This is a genomic window from Leptospira andrefontaineae, assembly GCF_004770105.1.
Taxonomy (GTDB): domain Bacteria; phylum Spirochaetota; class Leptospiria; order Leptospirales; family Leptospiraceae; genus Leptospira_B; species Leptospira_B andrefontaineae.
The window spans coordinates 201,810-226,136 of sequence record NZ_RQEY01000019.1; the positions used below are offsets into that span (position 1 = coordinate 201,810).

A 24,327-nucleotide genomic window follows, 5' to 3' on the forward strand; every position below is an offset into this window, starting at 1 on the left:
TCGACGGATTACGATATGAAATCTCGCATTAAATTGACCATCACCTATATTATTCCTTTCGTACTTCTGCTGGTCAGCGGGTTTCAACTTTTCCTACAACCTACTTTTCTAAACACCAATGATACTGCTACTATGGAAGCTTTGTTGGATGGAACTGCAAGAGAACCAATCTCCGGATTTTATTTTCAGGGTGGGGCAATTTCTCAAATGCTTCTGACTGAAAAAATTTTGAAAGAAATTGAAGATCCAAGTCTTCCGAATGATTCTCAACCGGAAGAGATCAAAAACAGATTGGGAAGAGTTTTACTCGGACAAAGATTGCAGATTTTCTTTTACGTATTCTTAGCGGCATTATCTCTAACTTCTTTTCTTTCTCTTTATTTCAGAGCATTCTTCTATACTTTCTTGAACCGAATTTTATACTTTTTCGGTTTTATTCACGGGCTTTTCAGTATGCCGAATATCGCATTGGCAGGTGCAAGCTCAGGAAGAATGGAAGATCTTTTTTGGGTGATACCTTCTCTATTCTTGGCATTTGCTTGGATCATAGGTATGGTTTATCTGATGTTTTCCATCGGAAAACTTTTCTCTAAGGACGATGCAGATCGTTTTTATTCTCTTAAAAATCTGAGAGAAGATGAATCGGAGTTTAGATCCGAAGGTAATCGGAATAATTCTTTTGTTACTGTACTTCTCCACTTTTTAGGGATCGTGGCATTAGGAACCTTGATCGGAAATATAGTTTATATTCCGTTATTCGTTCTCCAAAAAAATTATTCGGAACCTTTCGGTATCTTGATCGCTGGAGCGGTTGTTGCCGTTTCAGCATTTTATATCCGAAATTATCTCAAATTCGGAAAAAGTCCCGAATTGAGCACTTACCAGAACTTGGCTTTGGGAATCAGTTATCTGCAGGTCAGATTTATCAGGATCGCTTTGATGATACTTTTGGTTTTAGTTCTGGTCGTTGTATTTATTCTTTTCTTATTCAATTTACTTACGATCAACTTCGGGATCTTAGAATCCTTGTTTCCATCCATCGACAGTAGACAGAATCTCTAAAGCGTTCTTGCCCAACCAATAACAAAAAACAACATGAGAAAAAGCTAAAACAGAATAGCTTAATCTGTCCAATACTCTTCTGAACGCGATAAATATTCCAAGGTGGGTCACCACTAGGGAAAGTATAAAACCTTCTCCTGCGTAATGATTTAATGTAAGATAAAAACTTAAGTAAACTGTGATTATGAAAAATCCCCAGGCAGCAAACTTCTCCAGTTTGAGATGCCTTGGATCCATATTATATTATCCGCAGTTAGATTCTTTTTTCTGAACTTCGCAGAGAACTTTTCCGGCTGGAGAAAAGATCGTTCTAGATAAGAAGATTCCATTCTCATCAAAAACTTCGACAGATTCGGTTTGTCTGTTAGGGAAATAATAGAACCAAGTGCGGATCTTTTTTCCTTTGGAATAATAACCTGAATATTCTAATTCTCCGTCTTTGAAGTATTTTTGCCAGAAATCGGATTTTTTTCCGTTCTTATAATTGCCTTTTACTTCTAAAGAACCTTCCGGATAATATCTCTCATACGGACCTTCTTCGTTTCCTTCGTCCCCATTAATTTGGGCGAATTCGTCTTTGGTCTGGCTTCCGAATCTTTGTTTGATATAAGGTTTGCCGTCTGCAAAATACCAAACCCAGTCTCCTATTTTGGAGCCATGTTCGTATTTTCCAATAGAAGATATACCTTCTTCGGATCTGAGATAAGATTTACATAGTCCATGATAGAGTTTATTTTCATCTAAAGGACATTCAAAATATAACTTTCCATTATCATAATATATTCTAGCAAGATTCGGCTCATTCAAAATGAATGCGTTCATGTTTTTGTCGTATTTTGCGCCTGCAGGAAGACCTTGGGGTCTTTCTGCGGATTCACAAACGAATAAAAACGAACAAATGAAGAATATTATAAATTTTGAAAATTTCATCTAATCGATGGTGAACTTTTTGGACACGAGAATTTCCCCATTCTCATCTTTGATCTCTGCTTCGTAAGAACCTTCGTCATCGAAGAAAGAATCATCATAGTAGGTTTGGAATTTATCGAATCTGCGTTTGAATTCTTTTTCCTGAACGCTAATCTCTGCCTTGGATTCATCTACTTTATAGATCGTAAGTATGATCTTATCGGGGGAGAACCAACCACCTCTTTTATAATAAATGAAAAAGTCCTGTCCGTGAGTGAAATGGTATTCTTTTTCCGAACCCATTCCGGAAACTTTATCCGGAGTCATCTTATCCACGTCCATGTAGATCTCGTGTTTAGAGGGCCAGATCCACCAAACAAAGATCAATACCAAGAAGACACCGAGAATGCGGATCCATTTTTTATTTCCGTTCGAATCACGGAGTCCCGTTTGCGTGTATTCTTCTATCCTCATACCGTTGTTTAGCTTGAAAATGGGCTCTTTTTTGGGCAATTGTTTTTCCCGGCTTTCAGGCGATTCGGAAGGAGTAGAATAAGTCCCGGACTTAGAACTTTGTTCCGGAACAGAACGTGCCGGTTCAGTAGAAGTAGTAGAAACGGATTCCGGAACCGCGGGCTTATCCGAGATTTTTGGATCTGTTTTTTCTTCCGGAGAAACTTCTCCCCCTAAGGTTTTTTTGACAGCTGCCCCTGCCGCTTTTTTTAATAAGTCCTTCTTACCCGCCAAGGGAATAGACCTCGTCTGTAAATTGTTGGTATGCCTTGGTCGTTTTATTTTTGGGTTGGTATTCGTACAATGACTGATTCAATAGATGCGCCTCTTCTACTGCAACAGAAGGTGGAATTTTAGATTCGAATAAACGAAGATGTTCTTCAATCATAGGAACCACCGTTTGAGACATCGTGGTCCTTTGTTGGAATAAGGTCAATAATGCTCCTAAAATTTTCAAATCAGGGTTAAACCTTTTTACCGTATGATTTTTGGCTTCTAAGATCGCTTCTATCCCATCCAAAGAAAACTTAGAGATCTGTAATGGAACAATAAGTCCCGTCGCTGCGACAAAAGCATTCATCGTGATCAAAGAAAGACTTGGAGGACAATCGATTACCACCCAATCAAAATCATTTGTGACAGTTTCCAAGGCTTCCTTCAGAACAAAAAAGCCGTCCATTTTTCCGGAAAGAAGAACATCTATTTGAGAAAGTTTAGAAGAAGCAGGAAGCAAACTTAAACCCGGGATTCGGGTTGGAGTGATCAGTTCACGAATTGGGACCTTCTCACTAAAAAGTAAAAAAGAGTCTTTACCATTTTTGGAAGAAGATTCCGAAAACACGGAACTCGCATTGCTTTGGGCATCCAGGTCTATTAGTAAAACCCTTTCTCCCTTTCTGGCAAGACCGACAGCAAGATGGACGGAAGTAGTCGTTTTACCCACCCCCCCTTTTTGGTTGGCTATACAAAGAGTTTGTTTCATTCAAAAATCCGTTGCCGGTACTGGTCCTCTTAGAAGAATAACTACATAGGCCTCTAAAATTTCAAGAATAAGGAAAAATTTCCTGTTCTTCCGGAAACTGAGGCAAGGGAGCCCTAATGGAATACGAAGTAATCATCGGTTTGGAAGTGCACGCTCAATTAAACACGGATTCCAAAGTTTTCTCCGATAGTCCTTCCAAGTTCGGAGCCGCTCCTAATTCGCAGGTGTCCTCAGTTTGTTTGGGACTGCCTGGTTCATTGCCTGTATTAAACGAAGAAGCTTTGACCAAGGCGATCATGGCCGGTCTGGCATTCGGCTCCAATATTACTCTTCATACTAAGTTCGATCGAAAAAATTATTTCTATCCGGACCTTCCAAAAGGTTACCAAATTTCACAATTCGACAGACCGATCTGCGAAGGTGGAAAAATCTTTTTCACGGTTAAGGGAGAAGATAAACCTAGATTCGTAAACCTCACGCGTATTCATATAGAAGAAGATGCCGGAAAATTAATACATTCCGCAGATCCTAAAATTCCTCAGTCTTATGTGGACTTGAACCGTGCAGGAACTCCTCTAATAGAGATCGTTTCCGAGCCGGACATGCGCTCTTCCGACGAGGCATACTATTATCTTTTAGCTCTCAAATCAGTTCTTAGATATATTAGGGTTTCCGATTGTAATATGGAAGAAGGTTCGCTTCGCTGTGACGCGAACGTTTCCATTCGTCCAAAAGGTTCTGACAAATTCGGAACAAGGGTAGAGATAAAAAACCTAAACTCATTTAAAGCAGTCAAAGCAGCCATTGATTATGAAGTAGAATGGCAAAGAGACATGTATACTCAGGGAAAAACTTTCCCTCAACAGACCAAACTTTGGGACTCCGCATCCAACGTGACTCTCACAATGAGAACGAAAGAGATGAGTCATGATTATAGATATTTCCCGGATCCGGATCTTCCTCCTGTAATTCTTACCAAAGAAACTGTAGAGGATATCCGCAAATCTCTTCCGGAACTTCCTGATGCAAGAAGAGACAGATTCGTAGAAAAACTGGGACTTCCTAAATATGATGCAGAAGTTCTCACTGCGGAAAGGGAAATCGCAGACTATTATGAAAGTGCTCTTAAAGTTTCCGGAGACGCTAAAAAAACTTCCAACTGGGTCAAAGACGAAGTATTAGGAATTGTTAATAAAGAAAGTATTACGATCTCCGAATTCAAAGTAGGACCTGAAAGAATAGGCGGCTTAGTAAAACTAATCGCTGACGGAAAAATTTCAGGTAAAATAGGTAAAACCGTCTTCGAAGAAATGCTCGGAACAGACAAAGATCCGGAAACAATCGTAACCGAAAAAAATCTGATCGTTGTTCGTGATGACAAAGAGATAGAAAGGATCGTAGACGAGGCGATTGCAGCAAACGAAGACGCTGTCCAAAAATACAAATCCGGCAAGGACAGAGCTCTCGGTGCGATCGTAGGCTATGTGATGAAGGTTTCCAAAGGAAAAGCGGATCCGAATTTAGTGAACCAGATGTTACTGGATAAATTAGGACCTTTGCCTCCTAAGGGTTGAGAATATTTAAGGAGAAGTATTCGAAAGATTACTTCTCCTTGGGTACTGCCCAATAGTAGTGCAGATATTCCTCGTTCAATTTAAATCCAAAACGTTCATATAGATGTCTCGCATGACGATTGTCCGGATGAGTTTCTAAGCCCATTCCCTTTCCGCCATGTTCGATTACATGATTCGCTGCTTCAGTCAGGATTTTTCTAGCAGTTCCCTTTTTACGTTCCGTTTCTCTAATATACAGATCGTTGAGTATATACTCCCTTCTCATGGACAAAGAAGAGAAGATCGGATAAAGTTGTGCAAAACCGAGCAAACCTTCTCCTCCTTCCGCAACGATCAAAACAGAATCCTTATGCAAGAGCCTATCTTCTAAAAACTTTTTAGCTCCTGAAAGATCGGAAGGGAGTTCGTAAAATTTACGATAAAGGTCGAACAATTCCGAAAGTTCTTCTAGATCGGAACGGCTAGCGATTCGTACGTTGATTGAATTTTCTTTTTGCATATTTGTTTTGAAGGGAATAAAAACAATTTTAGCGTTTTAAAGTCTATTTAGATTTTCTAAATTATACATCCTGCCTTGCAGATTTCTAAATCTTTCATCTGCTTTCTCTTATTTTTGAAATATTTTTAGATCCATAAGTAGCAAAAACCATTACATATGGGTCTTTTGAATAAGTCGGATTAGACTTCGGTGAATCGCCTTAAAGAAGCATTCTAGAAAAGATAGATTTTATTATTTTTTCTCATTATGATTCGCAGGGGAAAGGCTTCGAGAAATTCTGGCATTTCGATACGGAAATCTCAGATCGGTTTTTGAGATTTCCGGCTACTCCGCTTGACGGAGACAGGACCCGCTTTCTATTATGTCCCTTGGTATGGAAGACTTCGCCCACCTTCATCTCCACACAACTTACTCGATGCTCGACGGGGCCATCCGAATCAAAGAGCTAATGCAGCATGTTAAGGAGCTTGGAATGAGCTCCGTGGCAATGACCGACCATGGAAACATGTTCGGCGCCATTGAATTTTATAATGAAGCAACCAAAGCCGGAGTTAAACCGATCATCGGCTGTGAATTTTATGTTTCTCCTAACAGAAAAGCGGAAACAGAAGAATTTAAGATCGCCGACGGAAATGCATATCATCTAATCCTTCTTGCTAAAAATGAAGTGGGTTACAAAAACCTAATAAAGCTCGCAAGTAAATCCTATACCGAAGGTTTTTATAAAAAAGCAAGGATCGACTATGATCTTCTTGATAGACATAGCGAAGGCCTAGTCTGTCTTACTGCTTGTCTCGCAGGTGAAGTGAATCGCAAAATTTTAGAAGGTAAAGCACCTGAGTCCTTCCAACTTGCAGGCAAACTAAACGAAATTTTTAATAAAGAAGATTTCTATCTAGAGATCCAAAACCACGGAATTCCGGAACAAGATATCGTTGCAAAAGGTGTGTACGATCTCGCTCAAAAAACAGGGATTAAATTAGTAGTCACGAACGATTCTCACTTCTTAAAAAAAGACGATAAAGAAGCCCAAGACATTCTTCTTCGTATTGGAATGAGAAAAAACATCGAAGACGAAATGGAATTCGGGTTTAATCAGCACTTCTACGTCAAAAGTCCTGCAGAAATGAAAGCACTCTTCCCGGAACTTCCTCAAGCATATTATTCTACTTTAGAAGTTCGCGATAAAGTAGATCTCAAATTAAAATTCGGGAATTATCTTCTACCGGAATTTAAGGTTCCCGACGGTTTCGATGAATACGGTTTTATGGAAAAACTGGTTTGGGAAGGAATTCTCCAACGTTATTCTCAGGTTACTCCAGAGATCAAAGAAAGAGTAGAATTCGAACTAAACACGATTAAGAACATGCACTTTGCAGGTTATTTCTTGATCGTTCAGGATTATATTAACTTCGCCAAAAAAACAGGGATACCTGTTGGTCCAGGAAGAGGATCCGCGGCCGGTTCTATCGTAGCATATGCACTTGGAATCACAAACGTAGAACCTCTACAATTCAATCTACTCTTCGAAAGATTTTTGAATCCGGACAGAAAGGACATGCCGGATATAGATACGGACTTCTGCGTAGAACGTCGAGAAGAAGTAATCAATTATATCCGCCAAAAGTACGGAGAAGATAGAGTCGGTCAGATCATCACATTCGGATCTTTAGGTGCAAAGGCTGCACTCAAAGACGTTGCTCGAGTAATGAATCTTCCATTCGAAGAGTCTAATAAACTCACAAGTTATTGTCCAAGTAAACCTGGTATCACAATCGACGAAGCACTGGCTATGTCCGGAGACTTAAAACAAGCCAGTGAAAAAGACGACTTAAACAAAAAGATATTCGCAATCGCAAAACGTTTAGAGGGAAACCATAGGCAACCCGGCCGCCATGCTGCAGGTGTAGTGATCTCTCCTTTTCCTTTGGAGGAAGTTGTTCCTCTTTCCACAGTTGCAGAGAAAGATAAACCAGGTGTTCGTTCTATCGTAACCCAATACGAAAAAAACAACTTGGAATCCGTCGGCCTTATCAAGATGGATATCTTGGGTCTTAAAAACTTAACGACCCTAAACTATGCTATCAAACTTGTAAGAGAAAGAAGAGGGATCGAATTAGATTTAGATAAAATTCCTCTGGATAACGCAAACACTTACGCATTATTAAGAAAAGCGAATACGCTTGGGATCTTCCAGTTAGAATCCACCGGTATTACAGATCTAGTGGCTCGAAGCCAGGTCTCCAATTTTGACGAGATCGTAGCCTTGATCGCACTCTATCGACCTGGTCCAATGGAATCAGGAATGTTAGAAGAATATTTGGAACGTAAGAGCGGTAAAAAGCCCGTTACGTATCCGCATTCCTCCACCGAATCTATCCTAAAGGAAACATTCGGACTCACTGTTTACCAAGAGCAGGTAATGAGTATCTCCCGAGTTGTGGGCGGATACACCATGGGCGAATCGGATATGCTCCGAAAAGCTATGGCCAAGAAGAAAAAAGAACTTATGGATCCGCTGCGGATCAAGTTCATCGATGGTGCCCAAGCACAAGGCCATGCTAAAAAATTCGCAGAAGAACTTTTCGATCAGTTGGAAAAATTCGGAGGATACGGATTCAACAAATCCCATTCCGTGGCTTACGCGTTAGTCACCTACCAAACCGCTTATATGAAGGCCAATTACCCAACAGAGTATATGGCTGCATTACTCGCTGGAGATCATTCCAAAACTACTGATATCACAAAATATATTAATAACGCTCGCGAAATGGGGATCAATGTTTTGACCCCCGACGTAAACGAGTCCGACGTATCCTTCTCCGTGATCGATGACCAAACGATTCGATTCGGTATTTCCGCAATGAAAGGTGTGGGAGAAGGCGCGGCGGAAAATATTATCAAAGCTAGAAAAAACCTCGGAGGTTTCAAAGAGATCACCGAGTTCATGACCAATATAGATACTAGAGTATTGAACAAAAAAATCCTGGAAGCATTGGTCCAAGGTGGTGCATTAGATTCTTTCGGTTATACTCGAAAATGTTTATTCGAGTCCATGGATAGTTTGGTTTCTTTCGCACAAAAAGAACAAGAACGATCTAGAGAAGGTCAATTCTCTCTTTTCGGAGACAGCGGACTTAGCTACGAATTAAAACTTCCTAAAGATGCAGATGAATGGGAAATGGAAGATAGACTTCGAAGAGAAAAATCTGTAACTGGTCTTTTCCTTTCAGGGCACCCATTAGATAAATACAAAGGCCACTTAAAAAGTCTAAACTCGGTCCCGATTGAAACATTAGACAATATTAAAGCAGGCAATAAGGTAGAAGTAGCAGGAATTCTTACTTCCTTGAAGATCAAGTTCACCAAGAAAAAAGAGGAATTCGTAAACTTCAAACTGGAAGATCGCACAGGAGAAATTGAATGTGTGGCCTTCCCTAAAGTGTATCAAAAATTTAAAGAAATCATCAAAGAAGATCAGGCAGTATTCCTAAAGGGAGATCTTGATAGGATAGAAGCAGGAGAATCCGAACTAAGAGGACAGATCAAAGTAAACAGTTTCGAGATCTTGAACGATGCCACCATCGAAGACAAAATGGAAAAGGCACTTCATATCAAACTCGGAGACCGACATAGAAAAATGCCGGATATTATTGGACAACTGCATACTTTACTCGCTGCTTACCAGGGAAATTCCCAAGTATATTTCCATCTGATCTCGGGGGACGAAGAGAAGAAGGTAATCCGCGCTCATAATCATTATTCAGTGCAACCGAATCCTGAACTGATGAATCGATTGGTTACGTTACTCGGAGAAGATACGGTTTTCGAAAGTTTCGGAGATAACGTAAGACTCTACGGAACGAACGGAACTAAACAAGCGGTTAAGATTTAATTCTTCTCGCCTCTCATTCCTATATTCCCAAACAACAATGCTGGAAACTTCCCGCTTACTATTAAGAAAATGGGAACCAAAATTTAAAGTTTATCTTCGTAAGGTTACTAAACTAGCAGAAACTTTTCCGCTACCGCTCGGATCTACTTTTAGATCTCCACCCGAATGGCTGAGCAGATCTCTGGAAAAGCGGCTCCAATCTCCTTCTACCAAACTTGCACCTTCTACTTGTAGCTCCAAAGTTTTGACAGTAGGGTTCCTAAAACTGATCTTCAGATCTTCCACATGATTTGTAACGGATTCGGAAGTGGCGGATACTATCTCTCCCAAAACCAAAAGAAGAAGGTTCGCTTCTTTCACATCCAACTGATAATGTTTTGAAACAGGATCCAAATTCGGAAGAGCCTTGTATTTGGAAACAATACGATTTAGATAATTTTCGATCACTTCTCCGATCGAAACGCTTTGTACATGTTCTGCGTCTTGCGAAACAGTGTGGACAGAAGCAAGAGCCAATATTCTTCTTTCTAAAATCTGTAAAACATTCCTGGTTTCCATAGAATGTTCAGAGTCTTTCAGAAACGAAACCATCTCCAAGATGACTTGCATATTATTTCTGACCCTATGAGAGAGTTCTTTTAAAAGAATATCCTTATCTAAGATCAATTTGTCCATATTCGCACCGATTAAAACAGCGAATAATGTAAGAACACAAAGTGAAGCAATTGAATCCGTATAAATTTCATTACCGGTCGATCCGATCGAAAAACCAGTCTTCCAAAAGATTAGTCCTAAACAAAAGAACATTGATAAGACTGCCATTTTACGGTTAAAAAAGTAGAGCTGGAAAAATACTAAAACAGGAAACCAGACAGCAGCATTTTTAACGCCAGGTCCATACACTACCCCGAGTCCCAAAGCTAAAATAAACAAAAAAGAACTTAGATAAACTGCTTCTTTGTATCGATCCTTATATAATAAAAATCCGCTAAGGATAGATGCAATTCCCGCAACCATATATCCAGGACGTAGCGTGTGGTTCCCCATAAAAAATTCGAAACCCAAAACACCGAAAGAAATACAACCGACTACTATAGAAATCCCGAATAGATAATTCTTTCTATGTAATCCCGGAGTATCTATGATCTCGAACATAAGTGTAACCCTATTGCAGGCTAAGCCTGAATAACCTATAAGACGAATGCGAGATTCCTTCGGCAACAAACGAATAATATCAGTATGAATTTTTGATAATAAGAATATTCTAATTTTGAAAGAAAATAAAAGAAATCTAACGTTTTAAAGTAAGGACAGAGCCGATAGAACCATCGGCTCTAACAAAGACCTATTTAATCTGGAATAACGTATTGGCTCCAGATCCCAAAAAAGTATTCGGATATTTACCGTCCCATTTTTTGATCCTTTCCATCTCTACCATCAAAGGAGTCAGTTGCTGGCTTTTTAAACGTAAAGCCTCAGCTTCTGCTCTTGCCTCCGCTACTCTCTGCTCTGCTTCCACCTTCACTCTTTCCAATTCATTCTTAGCACGTAATGCATCTTGTTCGGCCTTCTGCTTTAATTCGATAGAATCCGAGAATGTTTTAGAAAATTCAAAATCCTTCATAGACACTTCGTCTATTTGGATATAGAACTTGGTAAGTTTTGCTCTTAAAGAATCTTGGATCTGGGTGGCGACCTCGTCCCTTTTTGTTACAAGTTCGGATGCTGTGAATTGAGCGGTAACATGTTTCATAGTTTCCAAGACCGCAGGTGCAACTATTGAATCTTCATAAGACAACCCGATCTCTTGGTATAACTTATTCACACTCTGAGGGATCAAATGATAGGTCAAAGTGATTTTTGTATGGATCTCTTGCAGGTCTTTAGAAGGTGCACTTGAGTTCACATCTGTCTTCTGCAATCTAACGTCGATAGAATGGACTGACTGAGTAAAAGGTATGATTACATTCAAACCCTCTCCCAAAACTCTATCTGATACTGCACCGAATGTGGTTACCACTCCTCGATGACCGGAGCTAATACATTTCAAAGGATTAGCAACTAAAATGATTACGGCTGCAACGACATATATAGCTAGCTTTTTCCAATTGAATTCCGAAAGTTTCGAAATACTAAGTTCGTTCATAGAATTCTCCTTTTGATTTTTAAAATCGGTATATAAATTTTTAGAAAGGGAATCTATTGAAGAACGATTTAATCGTTTTCACAATACTAATTTTACCCTTCCATATGAATAGGACAGGAAATTAGATTCCAGACAATAAGGTAGAAAGAAATTAACGGATACGATTTACGTAGAAAGTAAATGTTTTTTCGGTAAGATTTTGTCGGAAGTCCCAAGCCAAAACCTTGATCACATTTTCTCCATTACGAAAATCCAAATTACCTACCAAGTATTGGTCTTTAAAATAGAGATCTGAAAACGGAAAACCTTCTGAGTTTTTCCATTCTCCTTTTTCGTAATGTAAATTGGAGAAGCTTGCCTTTTTCAATAATTGTCCGTTCAAGGAAACTTGGATCTGAGAAACGCCTCTTCTTTGTCCCGATTTTTTACCGGCATCTTGGATACCGACTGTAACCGGAAACGCGCGAGAAATATTGATATTATCTCCGTCATTCACCTGGCTGTATTTGTATTCATCCTGGTGGATAAGTAAATTTCCGATCACAGGAGGGTTCTCATCTTCTACGATAGGCAAAACCTTCATGGGATCTTGGATGGTTTTTCCGAAATCTTTCAATAAAACAAAATGTAGATGGGCTCCGCTGGAGTGCCCGGTGTTTCCGGTATAGGCGATTTTTTCTCCCCCGGCAACTAGACGCTCTTCTAGTAAACCTGGAAGTCGTCCGTCTTTCAAATGGTAATAGGAAGAATACGTCCCATTTCCATGATCCAGCCAAACAGAATTCCCAGTTCCGAATTCTTCCCCAAAAGGATCATCTTCGCCAAACCGTGAATAGAGGATCTTGCCCTCTGCCATAGCCAAAACCGGTTCTCCAGTGGAAGCGATATCCATTCCGTTATGAAAATGGTCCCCCCTGGATTCTCCGAAGACGGATGTAACCTTATTCTCGATTCCGTCGGTTTTCACAGGGAAAAGAAAATTTATTACTTTATCGTTTTGCGCAAAGGTGCTTAGATGGAACGCGGCCAAGATAATTCCGAGGGATATACTACGTCTCATATCGTTGGCTCTCAGGTGCAAGGTTACATAAAGAATGAATTTGTCAAAGGATAAAACCCTCGACCTAGTTACCCGTTGCGGGGAAGGAGACGAGGCCGCTCTCAAGTTATTCTTCGAGTCCTATTCCGAAGATATTTACAATTTTCCGATGAAGATCTTTCACCTAAGTGAAGATGATGCCGGAGATTTTTTCTTATACGCGTTCGAAAGGCTGAAAACCGGAGCTAGATTCTCTAGCTTCAAAGGTAAATCAAGTTTTAGAACATGGTTCTACTCCGTTCTACGTAATATGCTCATCGATTGGCAAAGAACCAAACGAGAGCTGAAAATGACCAACCTTGGAAAGATCAACAAGGAAGGAAAAGAATACGCAACAATCGAAGACGAACCGGATCTTCGCCCTGATTTAGTAGAAGAGGCACAAGAGCTAACCAAACATTTCCACCAAGTATTGGGGGAAATAGGCGTAGAGAAGAGAGTAATTTTCAAACTTTCTTATATATATTACCTCAACCTAGACGAGGAAGAGATCCAATTCCTGATCGAAAAAACAAATCTGAGTGTAGACGAAATTAAAAAGAAAATTTTGGGCCTCCGCTCCGAACTTTCCAAGCGGGAAGAAGAGAATATCCGTATGGAAGACAAGATTACGTCTCTATATTTAAATATTCTAGAGCTGAAAGAAAAGCAGACCGTAACTGTTAAGAAAGCTCCCTTACTCCCTCAAGAAATAGATAAAACTTCCCAAGCGTTAAAGAAGAAATACGAACAACGGAAAAAACTCTTAGAAAAGCGCAAAAAAGGCCATTTCCTGGCAAGGACCCCCTATCGAGAGGTTGCTGACCTTTTAGGGATAACAGAGGGAAATGTGAGCGTTACATTACTCAGATTGATCGAAAAAATACAAAAAAAACTCAAATTTTCGGAATTGTCTGAGTAGAAACAATCGTCTTAAAACCTATTGGAGAATCTTACTCAAATGGAATCCAACCGCGAAAACTCGGTGCCAGAAATAATCCAGTCACTATTCGAAGGGAAACCTGAAGTTCTGACTAAACTAGAAAAAGACACCGAACTACAAAACGAACTTATTAGAATGGAAGAAGCTCTTCAGGCTAGTCTAAAAGCTGCCGGCGAGTCCTACTTCGATTCAGCTTCACGTACACATTCTTTCCAAGCCTTCCAAGAGGATTTGGATCTGAATAAGGCCGAACTAAACGAAGGCTGGCAGGTTAAACCTTTTCCAGAGTATCTGAAAAGATATGTAGAAATGGAATTAGCCCGTAAGGCACAGGGAAAAGAGTCCATCGTAGTTAAATTAGGAAAATCCGGAGCACAACTTTTCGGAAGCCTGATCGAAACTCTTCAAATCAACACTCGTGTAGATTATGCGCCTGCTATGCGTTCTGCAGTAGCAAAATCGCCTTCTTCTTCCGAGTTCATCGTATTTGAAGAAAAAATGGATAAGGACTGCAAGTTCACTTACCAAGTCGTACAAGAAACCGACGAAACCGCTTACTTAAGTGTCAAAATCGAATGTCCAAGACCGGAAGATTTCCAAAGAGTAAATCTTTCTAAGGACGGAAGATTTATTCTTTCTAACCAATTCAACTCCGAAGGGATCACTAATTTCTCCGGATTGAGAGAAGGAAAGTACACAGTAGAGTTTCAGGGAAAAGACTTGTCTAAATCCATAGATCTCTTTATCCTTTTGGATTAAGAGCGTTGTAACCAGTTTCCTTCCTGACTCTTATGTCACGGCGAGGAAACTTCTTAGGCGCAGTTTTTAGATCCAATGCTGAACCTAATCATAGACAGAGTCGGTGCCGTAAACGTATTCAATATTCTGGATAGTTCCGGCAGTGGGTCCGAATCACATCTTCAGTCCACAATGGACGAGGATCTAATCCTAGAGTATATTAAGGAAATCGAAAACTTAGTTCGGGTTTCCGTTGCAATCCACCAAAAATCAGCACAAACCCCAACTTTAGAAACAGACATTCTTCATGATCTAAAGATCCTGGGAGAAACTTTCTACGATCAGTTTTTTCCTGCGGCAATCCAAGAAAAACTCAGACTAACTACTGAAAAATACCTTCACTTTAATATAGATCCTAAGTTAGGAGTGATCCCGTGGGAGCTCCTACATGACGGAACTTGTTTTCTCTCCGATAAATTTTATATAGGAAAAACCGTAAGAGGAGAATCCAGTAGCGGAGCCTTCAAAGAGAAGGAGAAATTACGAATGCTCATCATCGCAGATCCGACAGAGGATCTTGAATGGGCTCAGAAAGAAGGAGAGCAGATCTTTAGAGTTCTAAGTGAGAAGGTACCAAGCTCTAGATTAGAGATCGAATTCATTGGTGGACGCCAAGTTACCAAGTTGAAACTTCTTTCTCTTATCAAAGGAAAGAATATTATCCATTATTCGGGGCATCTTTACTTCTCGGATGATCCTTTAGAAAACGGATGGCTGATCTCTGAAGGAAAGATCCTAAAAGCAAGAGAGATCAAAAACTCGGGATTTAACACTGACATGGTGTTCTCCAACTCTTGTCAGTCCAACAAAAGTGCTACGAGGAATTTGAACGCGGATCTGATGAACAATTTTGCAGGATCATTTTTGATGTCCGGGATCAAAAGTTTTATCGGTACCAATTGGGAAATCGCAGACAATCAGAATACTATCGATTTTACGATCCAATTTTATACGAACCTATTCGCAGATAGAAGTATTGGCGAATCTTTGTATCTTGCAAAGGAACATGCCAGAAGGAATTACGATCCAAGCGATCTTACTTGGACTAACTATAGTTTACATGGACAACCTGTCATTAGAGTGGTTTCCGATCCTACAAAAGGTAAACCAGTCCATAAGATCATTAACCCTTCTTTAATATTCAAATTTTATCCGAACCCGATCGCGGCATCTTATTATAAGTTCACTGAAAAACAAAAAGAAGAATCACTTACTTCCTATCAATTGATGGAACATTTAATCTTTGCGTTTGAAGAATTTTCAAAAGTGATAGGTGGTATTTTATTCAGCGATCACCAGAATCACTCTTTAGGAAAATATATCCCGAATAATCCTGACGACGCATACAATACGGAGAGATGGTGGGAACTGATGTTCCAATGCCTTCATGATTTCAGAAAATTAGAGATCACTCCTGTTGTTACAGATCTACCTGAAATACTTTTCGCAAACAAAGATACGATCTCCAAAATGATCAACTGGATCGATCTGTATTCAAAAGGTCAGATCCAACCTGAATCCGCTGATGGATATCTGATCACATTCCAGTATTATTTTGAAAACCTTCTGACTGAGTTAGAGGAATTAGAGAGGATCAGTATCTTCTTGGTTTCTACAAACTCGAATAATCATCTATTCTTCCGTGGAATAAAATCCGAATCTTCTCTAGTCGCTGCTCCTATGATCAAACAAGATTTTATAGGAGAGCAGATCGAAAAGTATAGAGGAAAGGTGATCGTTTTCCACGAAGATAGAATGCAGATCTTCCCTCTGAACTGTAATATAGTAGAAAATCCTGAGACCAAAGAATTAGAACTCGCATTCTTAGGATTTCTTCCTTCTAAGCCTGGGAATCTGCCTCACGGCGGTTTATAAGTGGGGCTTTGCCAACCTTCCGCAGATGTTCCGTTTTCTTGCGGAGCCTGCTGTGGACTATTCAACCTAGAATTAAAGCCGGACCAATTCAGAACTCTATTAAAAGATAGAACGGAAACTTTCAAAGAGTCTGTGGACTTCTCGAAACCTTATACAATGGCGGAATTCAGAAAAGTAAGAGAAGAAGCAGAAAAAAATTACGTTAAGAAAGACCCGCTCACTTATAACTGTCCCTTCTTAGGAATGCTTACTGAAGAAGTAAATGGAATATCTCCAGAGACCAAAGTCAGAAGTAGGATCGGATGTATGATCCATCCTGTTTATACAGGAGATCCTCGTAGTCAGAATTATTCCTTTTACGGAGCTTCCATCTGCCAAGCCTACGATTGTAGGAACAAAGAAAGGAATTTTGCGGATGAGTGGGAGAATGTATTTTCGGAATTCGCAGATGATTCTTTTTCTTATTCTTCTCTTTCTTCCGATTATAGAAGTATTGATTTGATAGAAGGTTATCTGACAGAAAAAGGGATCCCTTCTTCCGAGTGGTTTACAGGTTCGCGAGAAACTATTCTTAAAATTCTAAAGATCAAATTCGAACAGAATATCTCTTTATGGAATACTTCTTTCGAATTGGATATGGAAAGCCCTCCTCCTATCTCTTTCAAGGAAAGATTGGCGAAATGGTTGGGCCTGGAATCGGATGATCCCAGGCTTTAAAGGTTTGAAAATCGATTTGGATAGACGGGGAAGGATAAACGAGAAGATGAAAGATCTTAGTCGTTAGAGTTTTTCTTACCGAATTCTTTTTTAGCTTCTTCTACTTTAGAATTAACTTGGCCTGCAAGACCTTCCACGGAACGTAATGCGTCTTCGATATATTTTCTAAGATTGTTTGCAACTTCGCTTTGGTCTTGAGAACCTTTTGCGGATAGCTCTTTAAATTCTTTTTCCACTTTTAAAAGAATACTGTCCGCTTGTTCCCTTAGGGTTTTTGCCGCTCCGATCGCGAAATTCAGTGCTTCTTTGATTTCCTTTTCCATACTTTTGATCCCTATGTATTGTATGATGATTATGCGCCGCACAATGGCTTGTCAACAACTTACCGAAACCACAAGGGCATAAAAAAGGAGTAAGGGGAAATCCCACTTACTCCTCCGGAAATAGATCCGACTTTTTAGATATCAGCCTATATTTGAGGTCCGAACGCAGTGAAGTCGAAGTCTTTAGAACCTTCTACATATTTTTTGAAGTTCTCAATAAACATGCCGGCAAGTTTTTTAGAAGACTCATCATAAGCAGCCTTATCAGCCCAAGCCTCGCGAGGATCCAGGATAGAACTATCTACACCTTCTACGGTTTTAGGATATTCTACTTGGAAGATGGGGTGCTTCGTGAATTCAGCTTTGTCGATGTTTCCGTTCATGATCTCGTCGATAATTTTACGAGTAGAAGGAAGATTCATCCTCTTACCGGTTCCGTAAGCTCCACCAACAAGTCCTGTGTTCATCATGTATGCGCGAACATTATGTTTGCGCATCTTCTCTCCCAACAACTGAGCATAAACAGTTGGGTGAAGAGTCATGAACGCAGCTCCGAAACAAGCGGAGAATGTAGCGGTAGGCTCTTTAACACCTCTTTCAGTTCCCGCAACTTTCGCAGTGTAACCGGAAAGGAAATGATACATCGCTTGTTCGATAGACAGACGAGATACCGGAGGAAGAACTCCGAATGCATCGTAAGTTAGGAAGATGATCACTTTAGGGTGGCCACCTTTAGAAGGAACTTGGATGTTTTTGATATGGTAGATCGGGTAGGAAACTCTGGTGTTTTCGGTTTTAGCAGCGGAAGTATAATCTACAACTTTCGTTTTTTCGTCGTAAACTACGTTCTCTAAAAGAGCGTCCCTTTTGATTGCTTCGAAAATTTCAGGTTCCGTCTTAGGATCCAGGTTGATCACTTTCGCGTAACAACCGCCTTCGATATTGAAAATTCCGTTATCGTCCCAACCATGCTCATCGTCTCCGATCAGTTTGCGGTTCGGGTCAGTGGAAAGAGTAGTCTTGCCGGTTCCGGAAAGTCCGAAGAACAGAGCAGTGTCTCCGTCTTTGTTTCCGATATTCGCGGAACAGTGCATAGAAACGATTCCCTGTAATGGTAACTTATAGTTCATTACCGAGAAGATACCCTTCTTCATTTCTCCGCCGTATTCGGTTCCACCGATGATGCAGAGTTTTTTTGCAAGGTTGAAGATCACGAATACTTCCGAGTTCAGGCCATGCTCTTTGTATTTTTCGTTCTTCACTCCGCAAGCGTTGATGATAGTGAATTCAGGAAGAAGATTAGCCAACTCTTCCTTGCTAGGGCGAAGGAACATGTTGGTGCAGAAATGGTGCTGCCAAGCTTTTTCGGAAACTACACGAAGACCAATTCTGGTCTCAGGGTTTGCTCCTGCGTATCCGTCGAATACGTAGAGTTTTTTTCCGCTAAGGTAGTTTACACATTTTTGATAAAGCTCTTCGAAAACTGCTTCGGAAGCTTTAAAGTTAATATGAGACCACCAGATATTCTTGTTAGAAGAAGGTTCGTCTACGAAGTATTTATCTTTTGGGGAACGTCCGGTGAAAATACCGGTATCCACCATCATGGTTCCGTTAGAAGAAAGAACGGTTTCCCCGTTATTCTTTTCGTGTTCGAAAATTTCGTCGTATGAAAGGTTATGGAAGACTTCGGAGGGCTCTATACCGAGCTCCTTCAGTCCCTTCACTTGCGCTTGGGCCTGCATTTGGCTCTCCTTATTGAGATCGTATTTCAATTTTTTTTCGGGTTAGGATACCGTCAATTCGGAACCGGGTCGAATTTGAAGGCAATTCCTAATCCGACCCGCATTCTGTCTCTTTAGAGGGGGTTATTGCTGTTGTTGCTGCTGATCTTGGAAGTCTTTGCGATTTCCGAAATCATCTCCCCTACCCTCGTTTTTATCGCCTCTGTCTTGGTAATTGCCACGGTTCTGGTTTTTGTTTTGGTAATCTTTACGATTTCCTCTTTCCTCGTTTCCTCGGTCACCACGATCGTATCTGTTTCCACGATCTTCTCCGCGTTCTCCGCCTTTACCACCTCTGTTTTCTTTTTCAGGGGCGCGTTCACCTTTATCAAAACCACTGTTTCCGTTAGCTTTGGTGAATATCATTTTTCCGGCAGCAGTTTGGATGATAGAAGTTACGGTAACCTTCACTTCTTTACCAACTAGATGTCCGCCGTTCTCTATCACTACCATGGTTCCATCTTCTAGATAGCCGATACCTTGGTTTTCGTCTTTTCCTTCTTTGATGACTTGGATAGCCAATTCTTCGCCAGGAAGAACAACAGGTTTTAATGCGTTTGCCAAGGTGTTCAAGTTAAGAACTTTTACTCCCTGGAGTTCCGCAACTTTGTTCAAGTTGAAATCGTTAGTTACGATCTTTCCACCGGTGTCACGAGCAAGTTTGATCAATTTAGCATCAACTTCTCTTGTGTCAGAATAATCTTTGTAAGTGATCTTAACTTCGATAGAACCTTTTCTTTGGAGTTTGTTCAACATCTCCAAACCACGGCGCCCTCTTGCTCTTTTGATAGGGTCAGAAGAATCACTGATCAGCTGGATCTCTCTTAAAACGAAGTTCGGCAGAATGAGAGGTCCATCGATAAAATGTGTATCAGCAATATCTAATATTCTTCCGTCGATAACAACAGAAGTATCCAGAATTTTATCTCTGACTTCGTCTTTGCCGATAGAAGCAACGCCGAATGGATCTACTAAAGAAGTAGGTCCACCACCGCCTCCACCGAATACGGAAAGGCCAGGTTCTTTTGCGAATGACTTACCTGCTCTAGCTCCGAAAAGACCTAGGATCAGATACAATGCAAGATTCAATTCCTCGAAACGGATGATGGTTCCGATAAACCAAGCTAGGGCAAATCCTAATAACGCACCCACACCAACACAAAAAATAACGTCACCGCGAAGTTTTGGAAATAGTTTAGTTTCACCGAACAAAAGTACGAGAGAAATTACGAGTACAAGCCCTGCACTGGAGCCTGAGAATACAAACTCTTGAGTTTGTTTTTGCGTTACAAAGAACGACACTAAGGAGAGTAGGACGGCCGTTAGACCTTTATAAAAATACGCCATAACTCAAATCCTTTTAAATAAGATTCGAGTTTTATCGGAAACTATTCTTCGTCTATGTCGACTGCAGCTACGGGAACTCTTTCTCCCGGAGCGAATGTACTAGCTAGAACATCTGACACAAGGTTCCCAGCTTCTTCTTGGGAAACTCCTTTGCTTAGGGCGACTTCCATCTTCACTAGATTGTACGCACTTTCGTACAATTTACGTTCCATGATGGACAGTTCTTTACCGTTTGCCCTGCGGAATAAATTCCTGCACACATCCGCCACTTCGAAGATCGATCCGGACTTTATTTTGTTCAGGTTGTTTTGGTACCTGATCTTCCAGTCCTCTTCAGTATCGACCTCGTCTTTCTTGAGTAGATTGATAACTTTTTTGATATCCTTCTTGTCGATAATCGGTCGAATTCCGACCTGCTTTGCTTTATCGACCGGGATCATCACCTTCATCTTGCTACCCTGGATTTCCATTACGTAGCACTCTTTTTTCTTTCCCAGGATAACCTTTTTGGAGATTTCGGTGATTTCACCTACCCCGTGGATCGGATATACGACGTAGTCGCCTACGCCATGATCGTAGCCAGATTGTTTCTTTTTGCCAGCCAATTAGTATTAAGACTTCCGTTAAAACTCTGCCCAAAAATATAGCAAATTTTGAGGCAAAGTCAAGGAAAAAATGAGTTTAAGCTCAGATCTGAACTTAGTTCGAAGTCAGATCAAAATTGAAGTTTGTGAATAGAAGTTTTGTGAAAAATTGGATCGTTCAAAGGACGAATTGATTCCAAAGCCTTGGTAGCTTCTTCTTTTCCGTAAAAATATCCTAGGAATAATTCCCCATCCTTCGATCGGAAAAATCTTCCTTGGAACTCAGGTTTCGCTCTGAGCAATTTTTTTCCAATTTCCATTGCCTCGACCGAATCCTCAGTTGGGATAGACAGGAAATAATTTTCCTTATCCGACCTTGCAGGAAATTTGAGTCCAGGATACTTATTGGAATTAGAGGAAGAAGAAGTTTCAGCAGAATTTTCGCTCGCATTGGAACTTACTGCTTCAGAAGAAGAATTTTCTCTTTCTTCAACAGACTGTTCTGCTCTTACATTTTTTCCCGCATTGTAAAAAGACTGGGTTTCATTCTGAGCAAATGCCTGCTCCTTTTGATCCAACCTAAGACCGACTACTACTCCACCTGTAAAAAGAGAAATGGCTCCCACTAAAACCAAAAAGATAGATCTGGAACTTGGGAAAGAACGGATCGGAGAATTTCCTCCTCTCACATGCTGAATGGTTTGGACCGTTGGAAAAGACTCTCCCTGACGTGGAGCCGGACCTCTGGTTCCGGATTGTCTCAGTCTTCTGGAATAATCTATATTTTGCATATTGCGTCCGGGAAAACTTGTCTCTTTTCAAATATCGGCAGAATTCGCCGTTTCTTTGCAGTTTTTTTAGGTCCACATTTGGGACAGAAAATAAAAAAGCCGGAGAAAAAACCCCGGCTTTTCACAACGAACCTTTCAGTCGTTTTCTTTTGGCTTAACTTATCCCACTAAATAAAGAAGAGGGAAGAGGTAAATCCAGATCAAGTCTACCACGTGCCAGAATAGACCCACACCTTCTACAGGAGTGTAATATTCCGGACCAACTTGGTTTTTGATCACTTTTAACAATACCCAGAAGATAAGGAACGCACCGGCAAGAACGTGCAAACCATGAATACCGGACATTACAAAATAGAATCCGAAGAACAAAGGCCAGTTTTTGGTTTTTTCCAAAAGAGTCAGATGCTCGTATTCAGTTTCGTCTAGGTGAAGTTTGTGTTCTCTTTCTGCTACGCTAAGTTTGCTAGCTTCTGCAAGTAGAGCACCCACTTTTGTTACCTTCTCACCGGAAGCGCTTAACTCTTCAGTGTAAGCATATTTTCCCGGAACAGTACCTACATGGAACTTGTGAGTATATTCGAAAAATTTTACGACCATGAAGATCGCAGCACAAGCGATAGTCACTGCGAGAGCGATGATCGCTTTATTTTTCAAACCTCTTTGCACATAGTTAATTCCAAGCGCCATAGTGAATGAGCTGAATAGAAGAACTACTGTGTTCAAAGCTCCCAAGACAACGGAAAGTTGCTTACTTCCCGCATGGAAAACTTGAGGGTATAGAGAATGGTAGATGGAATATCCTACGAATAATCCACCGAACATTAGAATTTCCGTAACAAGGAATAACCAGATCCCTTGTTTAGAAGATTCGTATTGATGCTCTGCGCTATCGAAATGATGTGCGTGATGAAAACCACCTGTGTGATTAGCGGTACTCATATGGCCCTCCGGTTAGTACTGGGGTCTTTTCAAAGTTTTCGTGTGGTGGAGGAGAAGTAGTTGTCCATTCCAGAGTTTTTCCTCCGAAAGGATTGTTTCCTGCTTCTTTTCCTTTCAGCAGTGCATAGAACACTCCGTAAAGGCCAACCAAGAATCCTGTTCCGATCAACCAAGATCCGAAAGTGGACATTTGGTTTAATTCGGTGAATGTAGGAAGATAATCATAGTATCTACGCGGCATTCCCATATTCCCCAAGATGAATTGAGGGAAGAAGGTAACGTTAAATCCAGTGAAGATAAATACCCAGGAAATTCTTCCTGCTAGATCGCTATAGATTTTACCGGTAACTTTAGGGAACCAGTAGATCAATGCTCCCATTAGAGCCATCAAAGTTCCACCAACCATTACATAATGGAAGTGAGCCACCACGAAGTAAGTATCGTGGAAGTGAACGTCCATACCGGTAGAAGCCAGATACACTCCAGTTAAACCACCGATGGTGAATAAGAACATGAACCCGATCGCGAAAAGCATCGGAGCATCCAAGCGGATACTTCCTTTATACATGGTAGCGATCCAGTTGAACAATTTGATCGCTGTAGGAACCCCTACAAGCATTGTGATGAAGGAGAACAGAACTCCCGCAAACTCGGATTGTCCGGAAACGAACATGTGGTGTCCCCATACTAAGAAGGAAACCCCAGCGATCGCTAAGGAAGAGTAAGCGATTGCAGTATATCCGAAGATTACTTTACGAGAGTAAGTAGCAACCAACTCGGAGATCACTCCCATCGCAGGAAGGATCATAATATAAACTGCTGGGTGAGAATAGAACCAGAAGAAGTGCTGGAACAGAACCGGATCTCCTCCCAACTGAGGATCAAAAATCCCCACTCCAAGAGTTTTCTCTGCGATCAAAAGAAGCAGAGTGATCGCAAGAACTGGAGTTGCCAATACTTGCAAGATCGCAGTTGAGTAAAGTGCCCAAACCATTAGAGGAATTCTGTTCATGGTCATTCCAGGCGCTCTCAGTTTATGAGTGGTAACGATGAAGTTCAAACCAGTTAGAATGGAGGAGAATCCAATAATGAATACTCCAAGAACCATCGGAATCACTCCTAATCCAGTTTTAATGGAAGAATATGGAGTGTAGAAAGTCCAACCGGTATCTACGTTTTCCAAGAACAGAGTGGAACCAGTGATCGCAGCACCGATCATCAGCATGTACCAGCTCATTAAGTTCAATCTTGGGAAAGCTACGTCTTTTGCTCCTATCATGATCGGAAGAACGAAGTTTCCGAAAATTGCAGGAATACCAGGAACGATCACCATGAACACCATAATGGCTCCATGGTAGGTCATCATTCTGTTATAAACGTCTGCGGAAAAAAGGGTTTTTCCAGGTGTGAATAATTCTGCGCGAACTAATAGAGCGAAAACTCCTCCTAAAAAGAAGAAGCTCATGATCGCGACAAAGTACATGATCCCGATACGCTTATGATCTAAGGTCGTAAGCCAGGACCAAATCCCCTTTTGGTGATTCAGGTAATTATGTTGCTCGTGGGCCATT

Annotated in this window: 22 protein-coding genes; 7 read left to right on the forward strand and 15 right to left on the reverse strand. The window is 40.7% G+C overall.

Features of this window, described 5'->3' with window-relative positions; all coding sequences use genetic code 11:
* The first annotated feature begins 15 nt into the window (after positions 1–15).
* Entirely contained in the window at positions 16–1,062 is a 1,047-nt protein-coding gene (locus tag EHO65_RS15060; RefSeq protein ID WP_135775394.1) for an LIC_10230 family protein, read from the forward strand.
* On the opposite strand, the gene EHO65_RS15065 is transcribed toward EHO65_RS15060, so the two are convergent.
* The 4 genes from EHO65_RS15065 to EHO65_RS15080 are packed head-to-tail and all read right to left on the reverse strand — an operon-like array spanning position 1,018 to position 3,466.
* Positions 1,018–1,299 (reverse strand): hypothetical protein, encoded by a 282-nt coding sequence (locus EHO65_RS15065; RefSeq protein WP_135775395.1) that lies wholly within the window; start codon positions 1,297–1,299, stop codon positions 1,018–1,020. The genes EHO65_RS15060 and EHO65_RS15065 overlap by 45 nt on opposite strands.
* A 6-nt stretch (positions 1,300–1,305) precedes the next feature.
* Positions 1,306–1,992 carry a toxin-antitoxin system YwqK family antitoxin gene (locus EHO65_RS15070; protein ID WP_135775396.1) on the reverse strand — a complete coding sequence of 229 codons (687 nt, stop codon included), beginning with the start codon at positions 1,990–1,992 and terminating at the stop codon, positions 1,306–1,308.
* Positions 1,993–2,718 carry a hypothetical protein gene (locus EHO65_RS15075; protein ID WP_135775397.1) on the reverse strand — a complete coding sequence of 242 codons (726 nt, stop codon included), beginning with the start codon at positions 2,716–2,718 and terminating at the stop codon, positions 1,993–1,995. It abuts the gene before it with no gap.
* Entirely contained in the window at positions 2,708–3,466 is a 759-nt protein-coding gene (locus EHO65_RS15080; RefSeq protein WP_135775398.1) for a ParA family protein, read from the reverse strand. The genes EHO65_RS15075 and EHO65_RS15080 overlap by 11 nt, the downstream gene beginning before the upstream one ends.
* A 116-nt stretch (positions 3,467–3,582) precedes the next feature.
* Between EHO65_RS15080 and gatB the strand changes: the two genes are divergently transcribed.
* Positions 3,583–5,040 carry an Asp-tRNA(Asn)/Glu-tRNA(Gln) amidotransferase subunit GatB gene (gene gatB / locus EHO65_RS15085; protein WP_135775399.1) on the forward strand — a complete coding sequence of 486 codons (1,458 nt, stop codon included), beginning with the start codon at positions 3,583–3,585 and terminating at the stop codon, positions 5,038–5,040.
* A gap of 28 nt (positions 5,041–5,068) precedes the next feature.
* On the opposite strand, the gene EHO65_RS15090 is transcribed toward gatB, so the two are convergent.
* The gene (locus EHO65_RS15090) at positions 5,069–5,539 is read right to left on the reverse strand and encodes a GNAT family N-acetyltransferase (RefSeq protein ID WP_135775400.1); all 471 of its coding nucleotides are present in this window, start codon (positions 5,537–5,539) and stop codon (positions 5,069–5,071) included.
* Between the two features lie 373 nt (positions 5,540–5,912).
* Between EHO65_RS15090 and dnaE the strand changes: the two genes are divergently transcribed.
* Positions 5,913–9,434, forward strand: a complete 3,522-nt coding sequence (gene dnaE, locus EHO65_RS15095; RefSeq protein ID WP_208744126.1) for a DNA polymerase III subunit alpha — start codon at positions 5,913–5,915, stop codon at positions 9,432–9,434.
* A 90-nt stretch (positions 9,435–9,524) separates the two neighbouring features.
* On the opposite strand, the gene EHO65_RS15100 is transcribed toward dnaE, so the two are convergent.
* From EHO65_RS15100 to EHO65_RS15110, 3 genes are all read right to left on the reverse strand, one after another.
* Complete coding sequence (locus EHO65_RS15100; protein ID WP_135775402.1) at positions 9,525–10,589, reverse strand: histidine kinase dimerization/phosphoacceptor domain -containing protein; 1,065 nt, start codon at positions 10,587–10,589, stop codon at positions 9,525–9,527.
* A 190-nt stretch (positions 10,590–10,779) separates the two neighbouring features.
* Positions 10,780–11,580, reverse strand: coding sequence for a prohibitin family protein (locus tag EHO65_RS15105; protein ID WP_135775403.1), 801 nt, complete (start codon positions 11,578–11,580; stop codon positions 10,780–10,782).
* A gap of 151 nt (positions 11,581–11,731) precedes the next feature.
* Complete coding sequence (locus EHO65_RS15110; RefSeq protein WP_167482041.1) at positions 11,732–12,640, reverse strand: M23 family metallopeptidase; 909 nt, start codon at positions 12,638–12,640, stop codon at positions 11,732–11,734.
* A gap of 34 nt (positions 12,641–12,674) precedes the next feature.
* On the opposite strand from EHO65_RS15110, the gene EHO65_RS15115 reads away from it, so the two are divergent.
* The 4 genes from EHO65_RS15115 to EHO65_RS15130 all read left to right on the forward strand — a co-directional run bounded on the left by EHO65_RS15115 (position 12,675) and on the right by EHO65_RS15130 (position 16,991).
* Positions 12,675–13,580: a sigma-70 family RNA polymerase sigma factor gene (locus EHO65_RS15115; RefSeq protein WP_100722163.1), complete on the forward strand. Its 906-nt coding sequence runs from the start codon at positions 12,675–12,677 to the stop codon at positions 13,578–13,580.
* Between the two features lie 39 nt (positions 13,581–13,619).
* A complete protein-coding gene (locus EHO65_RS15120) occupies positions 13,620–14,360 on the forward strand; it encodes a hypothetical protein (RefSeq protein ID WP_135775404.1) in 741 nt (246 codons plus the stop codon).
* A 75-nt stretch (positions 14,361–14,435) separates the two neighbouring features.
* Complete coding sequence (locus EHO65_RS15125) at positions 14,436–16,274, forward strand: CHAT domain-containing protein (RefSeq protein ID WP_100722165.1); 1,839 nt, start codon at positions 14,436–14,438, stop codon at positions 16,272–16,274.
* Positions 16,275–16,991 carry a hypothetical protein gene (locus tag EHO65_RS15130; RefSeq protein ID WP_135775405.1) on the forward strand — a complete coding sequence of 239 codons (717 nt, stop codon included), beginning with the start codon at positions 16,275–16,277 and terminating at the stop codon, positions 16,989–16,991.
* Between the two features lie 56 nt (positions 16,992–17,047).
* On the opposite strand, the gene EHO65_RS15135 is transcribed toward EHO65_RS15130, so the two are convergent.
* The 7 genes from EHO65_RS15135 to ctaD form a co-directional block, all read right to left on the reverse strand.
* The gene (locus EHO65_RS15135) at positions 17,048–17,314 is read right to left on the reverse strand and encodes a phasin-related domain-containing protein (RefSeq protein WP_008595105.1); all 267 of its coding nucleotides are present in this window, start codon (positions 17,312–17,314) and stop codon (positions 17,048–17,050) included.
* 146 nt (positions 17,315–17,460) lie between these two features.
* Positions 17,461–19,056 (reverse strand): phosphoenolpyruvate carboxykinase (ATP), encoded by a 1,596-nt coding sequence (pckA, locus tag EHO65_RS15140; protein ID WP_135775406.1) that lies wholly within the window; start codon positions 19,054–19,056, stop codon positions 17,461–17,463.
* A gap of 123 nt (positions 19,057–19,179) precedes the next feature.
* The gene (locus tag EHO65_RS15145) at positions 19,180–20,442 is read right to left on the reverse strand and encodes a PIN/TRAM domain-containing protein (RefSeq protein WP_135775407.1); all 1,263 of its coding nucleotides are present in this window, start codon (positions 20,440–20,442) and stop codon (positions 19,180–19,182) included.
* A 41-nt stretch (positions 20,443–20,483) separates the two neighbouring features.
* Positions 20,484–21,047 (reverse strand): CarD family transcriptional regulator, encoded by a 564-nt coding sequence (locus EHO65_RS15150; protein WP_100708833.1) that lies wholly within the window; start codon positions 21,045–21,047, stop codon positions 20,484–20,486.
* Between the two features lie 110 nt (positions 21,048–21,157).
* Positions 21,158–21,817, reverse strand: a complete 660-nt coding sequence (locus EHO65_RS15155; RefSeq protein WP_135775408.1) for a hypothetical protein — start codon at positions 21,815–21,817, stop codon at positions 21,158–21,160.
* A gap of 159 nt (positions 21,818–21,976) precedes the next feature.
* On the reverse strand, positions 21,977–22,756 hold the full coding sequence (locus tag EHO65_RS15160; RefSeq protein WP_135775409.1) for a cytochrome c oxidase subunit 3 family protein: 780 nt from the start codon (positions 22,754–22,756) through the stop codon (positions 21,977–21,979).
* The gene (gene ctaD, locus EHO65_RS15165) at positions 22,743–24,326 is read right to left on the reverse strand and encodes a cytochrome c oxidase subunit I (RefSeq protein WP_135775410.1); all 1,584 of its coding nucleotides are present in this window, start codon (positions 24,324–24,326) and stop codon (positions 22,743–22,745) included. The genes EHO65_RS15160 and ctaD overlap by 14 nt, the downstream gene beginning before the upstream one ends.
* Position 24,327: the final 1 nt, after the last annotated feature.

Coding starts and splice junctions, on each gene's coding strand:
- EHO65_RS15105 (WP_135775403.1), bottom strand. CDS start 11,580: ATGAACGAACTTAGTATTTCGAAACTTTCGGAATTCAATTGGAAAAAG.
- EHO65_RS15060 (WP_135775394.1), top strand. CDS start 16: ATGAAATCTCGCATTAAATTGACCATCACCTATATTATTCCTTTCGTA.
- EHO65_RS15090 (WP_135775400.1), bottom strand. CDS start 5,539: ATGCAAAAAGAAAATTCAATCAACGTACGAATCGCTAGCCGTTCCGAT.
- EHO65_RS15070 (WP_135775396.1), bottom strand. CDS start 1,992: ATGAAATTTTCAAAATTTATAATATTCTTCATTTGTTCGTTTTTATTC.
- EHO65_RS15100 (WP_135775402.1), bottom strand. CDS start 10,589: ATGTTCGAGATCATAGATACTCCGGGATTACATAGAAAGAATTATCTA.
- EHO65_RS15160 (WP_135775409.1), bottom strand. CDS start 22,756: ATGAGTACCGCTAATCACACAGGTGGTTTTCATCACGCACATCATTTC.
- EHO65_RS15120 (WP_135775404.1), top strand. CDS start 13,620: ATGGAATCCAACCGCGAAAACTCGGTGCCAGAAATAATCCAGTCACTA.
- EHO65_RS15115 (WP_100722163.1), top strand. CDS start 12,675: ATGAATTTGTCAAAGGATAAAACCCTCGACCTAGTTACCCGTTGCGGG.
- EHO65_RS15145 (WP_135775407.1), bottom strand. CDS start 20,442: ATGGCGTATTTTTATAAAGGTCTAACGGCCGTCCTACTCTCCTTAGTG.
- EHO65_RS15065 (WP_135775395.1), bottom strand. CDS start 1,299: ATGGATCCAAGGCATCTCAAACTGGAGAAGTTTGCTGCCTGGGGATTT.
- ctaD (WP_135775410.1), bottom strand. CDS start 24,326: ATGGCCCACGAGCAACATAATTACCTGAATCACCAAAAGGGGATTTGG.
- EHO65_RS15155 (WP_135775408.1), bottom strand. CDS start 21,817: ATGCAAAATATAGATTATTCCAGAAGACTGAGACAATCCGGAACCAGA.
- EHO65_RS15080 (WP_135775398.1), bottom strand. CDS start 3,466: ATGAAACAAACTCTTTGTATAGCCAACCAAAAAGGGGGGGTGGGTAAA.
- pckA (WP_135775406.1), bottom strand. CDS start 19,056: ATGCAGGCCCAAGCGCAAGTGAAGGGACTGAAGGAGCTCGGTATAGAG.
- EHO65_RS15135 (WP_008595105.1), bottom strand. CDS start 17,314: ATGGAAAAGGAAATCAAAGAAGCACTGAATTTCGCGATCGGAGCGGCA.
- dnaE (WP_208744126.1), top strand. CDS start 5,913: ATGGAAGACTTCGCCCACCTTCATCTCCACACAACTTACTCGATGCTC.
- EHO65_RS15110 (WP_167482041.1), bottom strand. CDS start 12,640: ATGAGACGTAGTATATCCCTCGGAATTATCTTGGCCGCGTTCCATCTA.
- gatB (WP_135775399.1), top strand. CDS start 3,583: ATGGAATACGAAGTAATCATCGGTTTGGAAGTGCACGCTCAATTAAAC.
- EHO65_RS15125 (WP_100722165.1), top strand. CDS start 14,436: ATGCTGAACCTAATCATAGACAGAGTCGGTGCCGTAAACGTATTCAAT.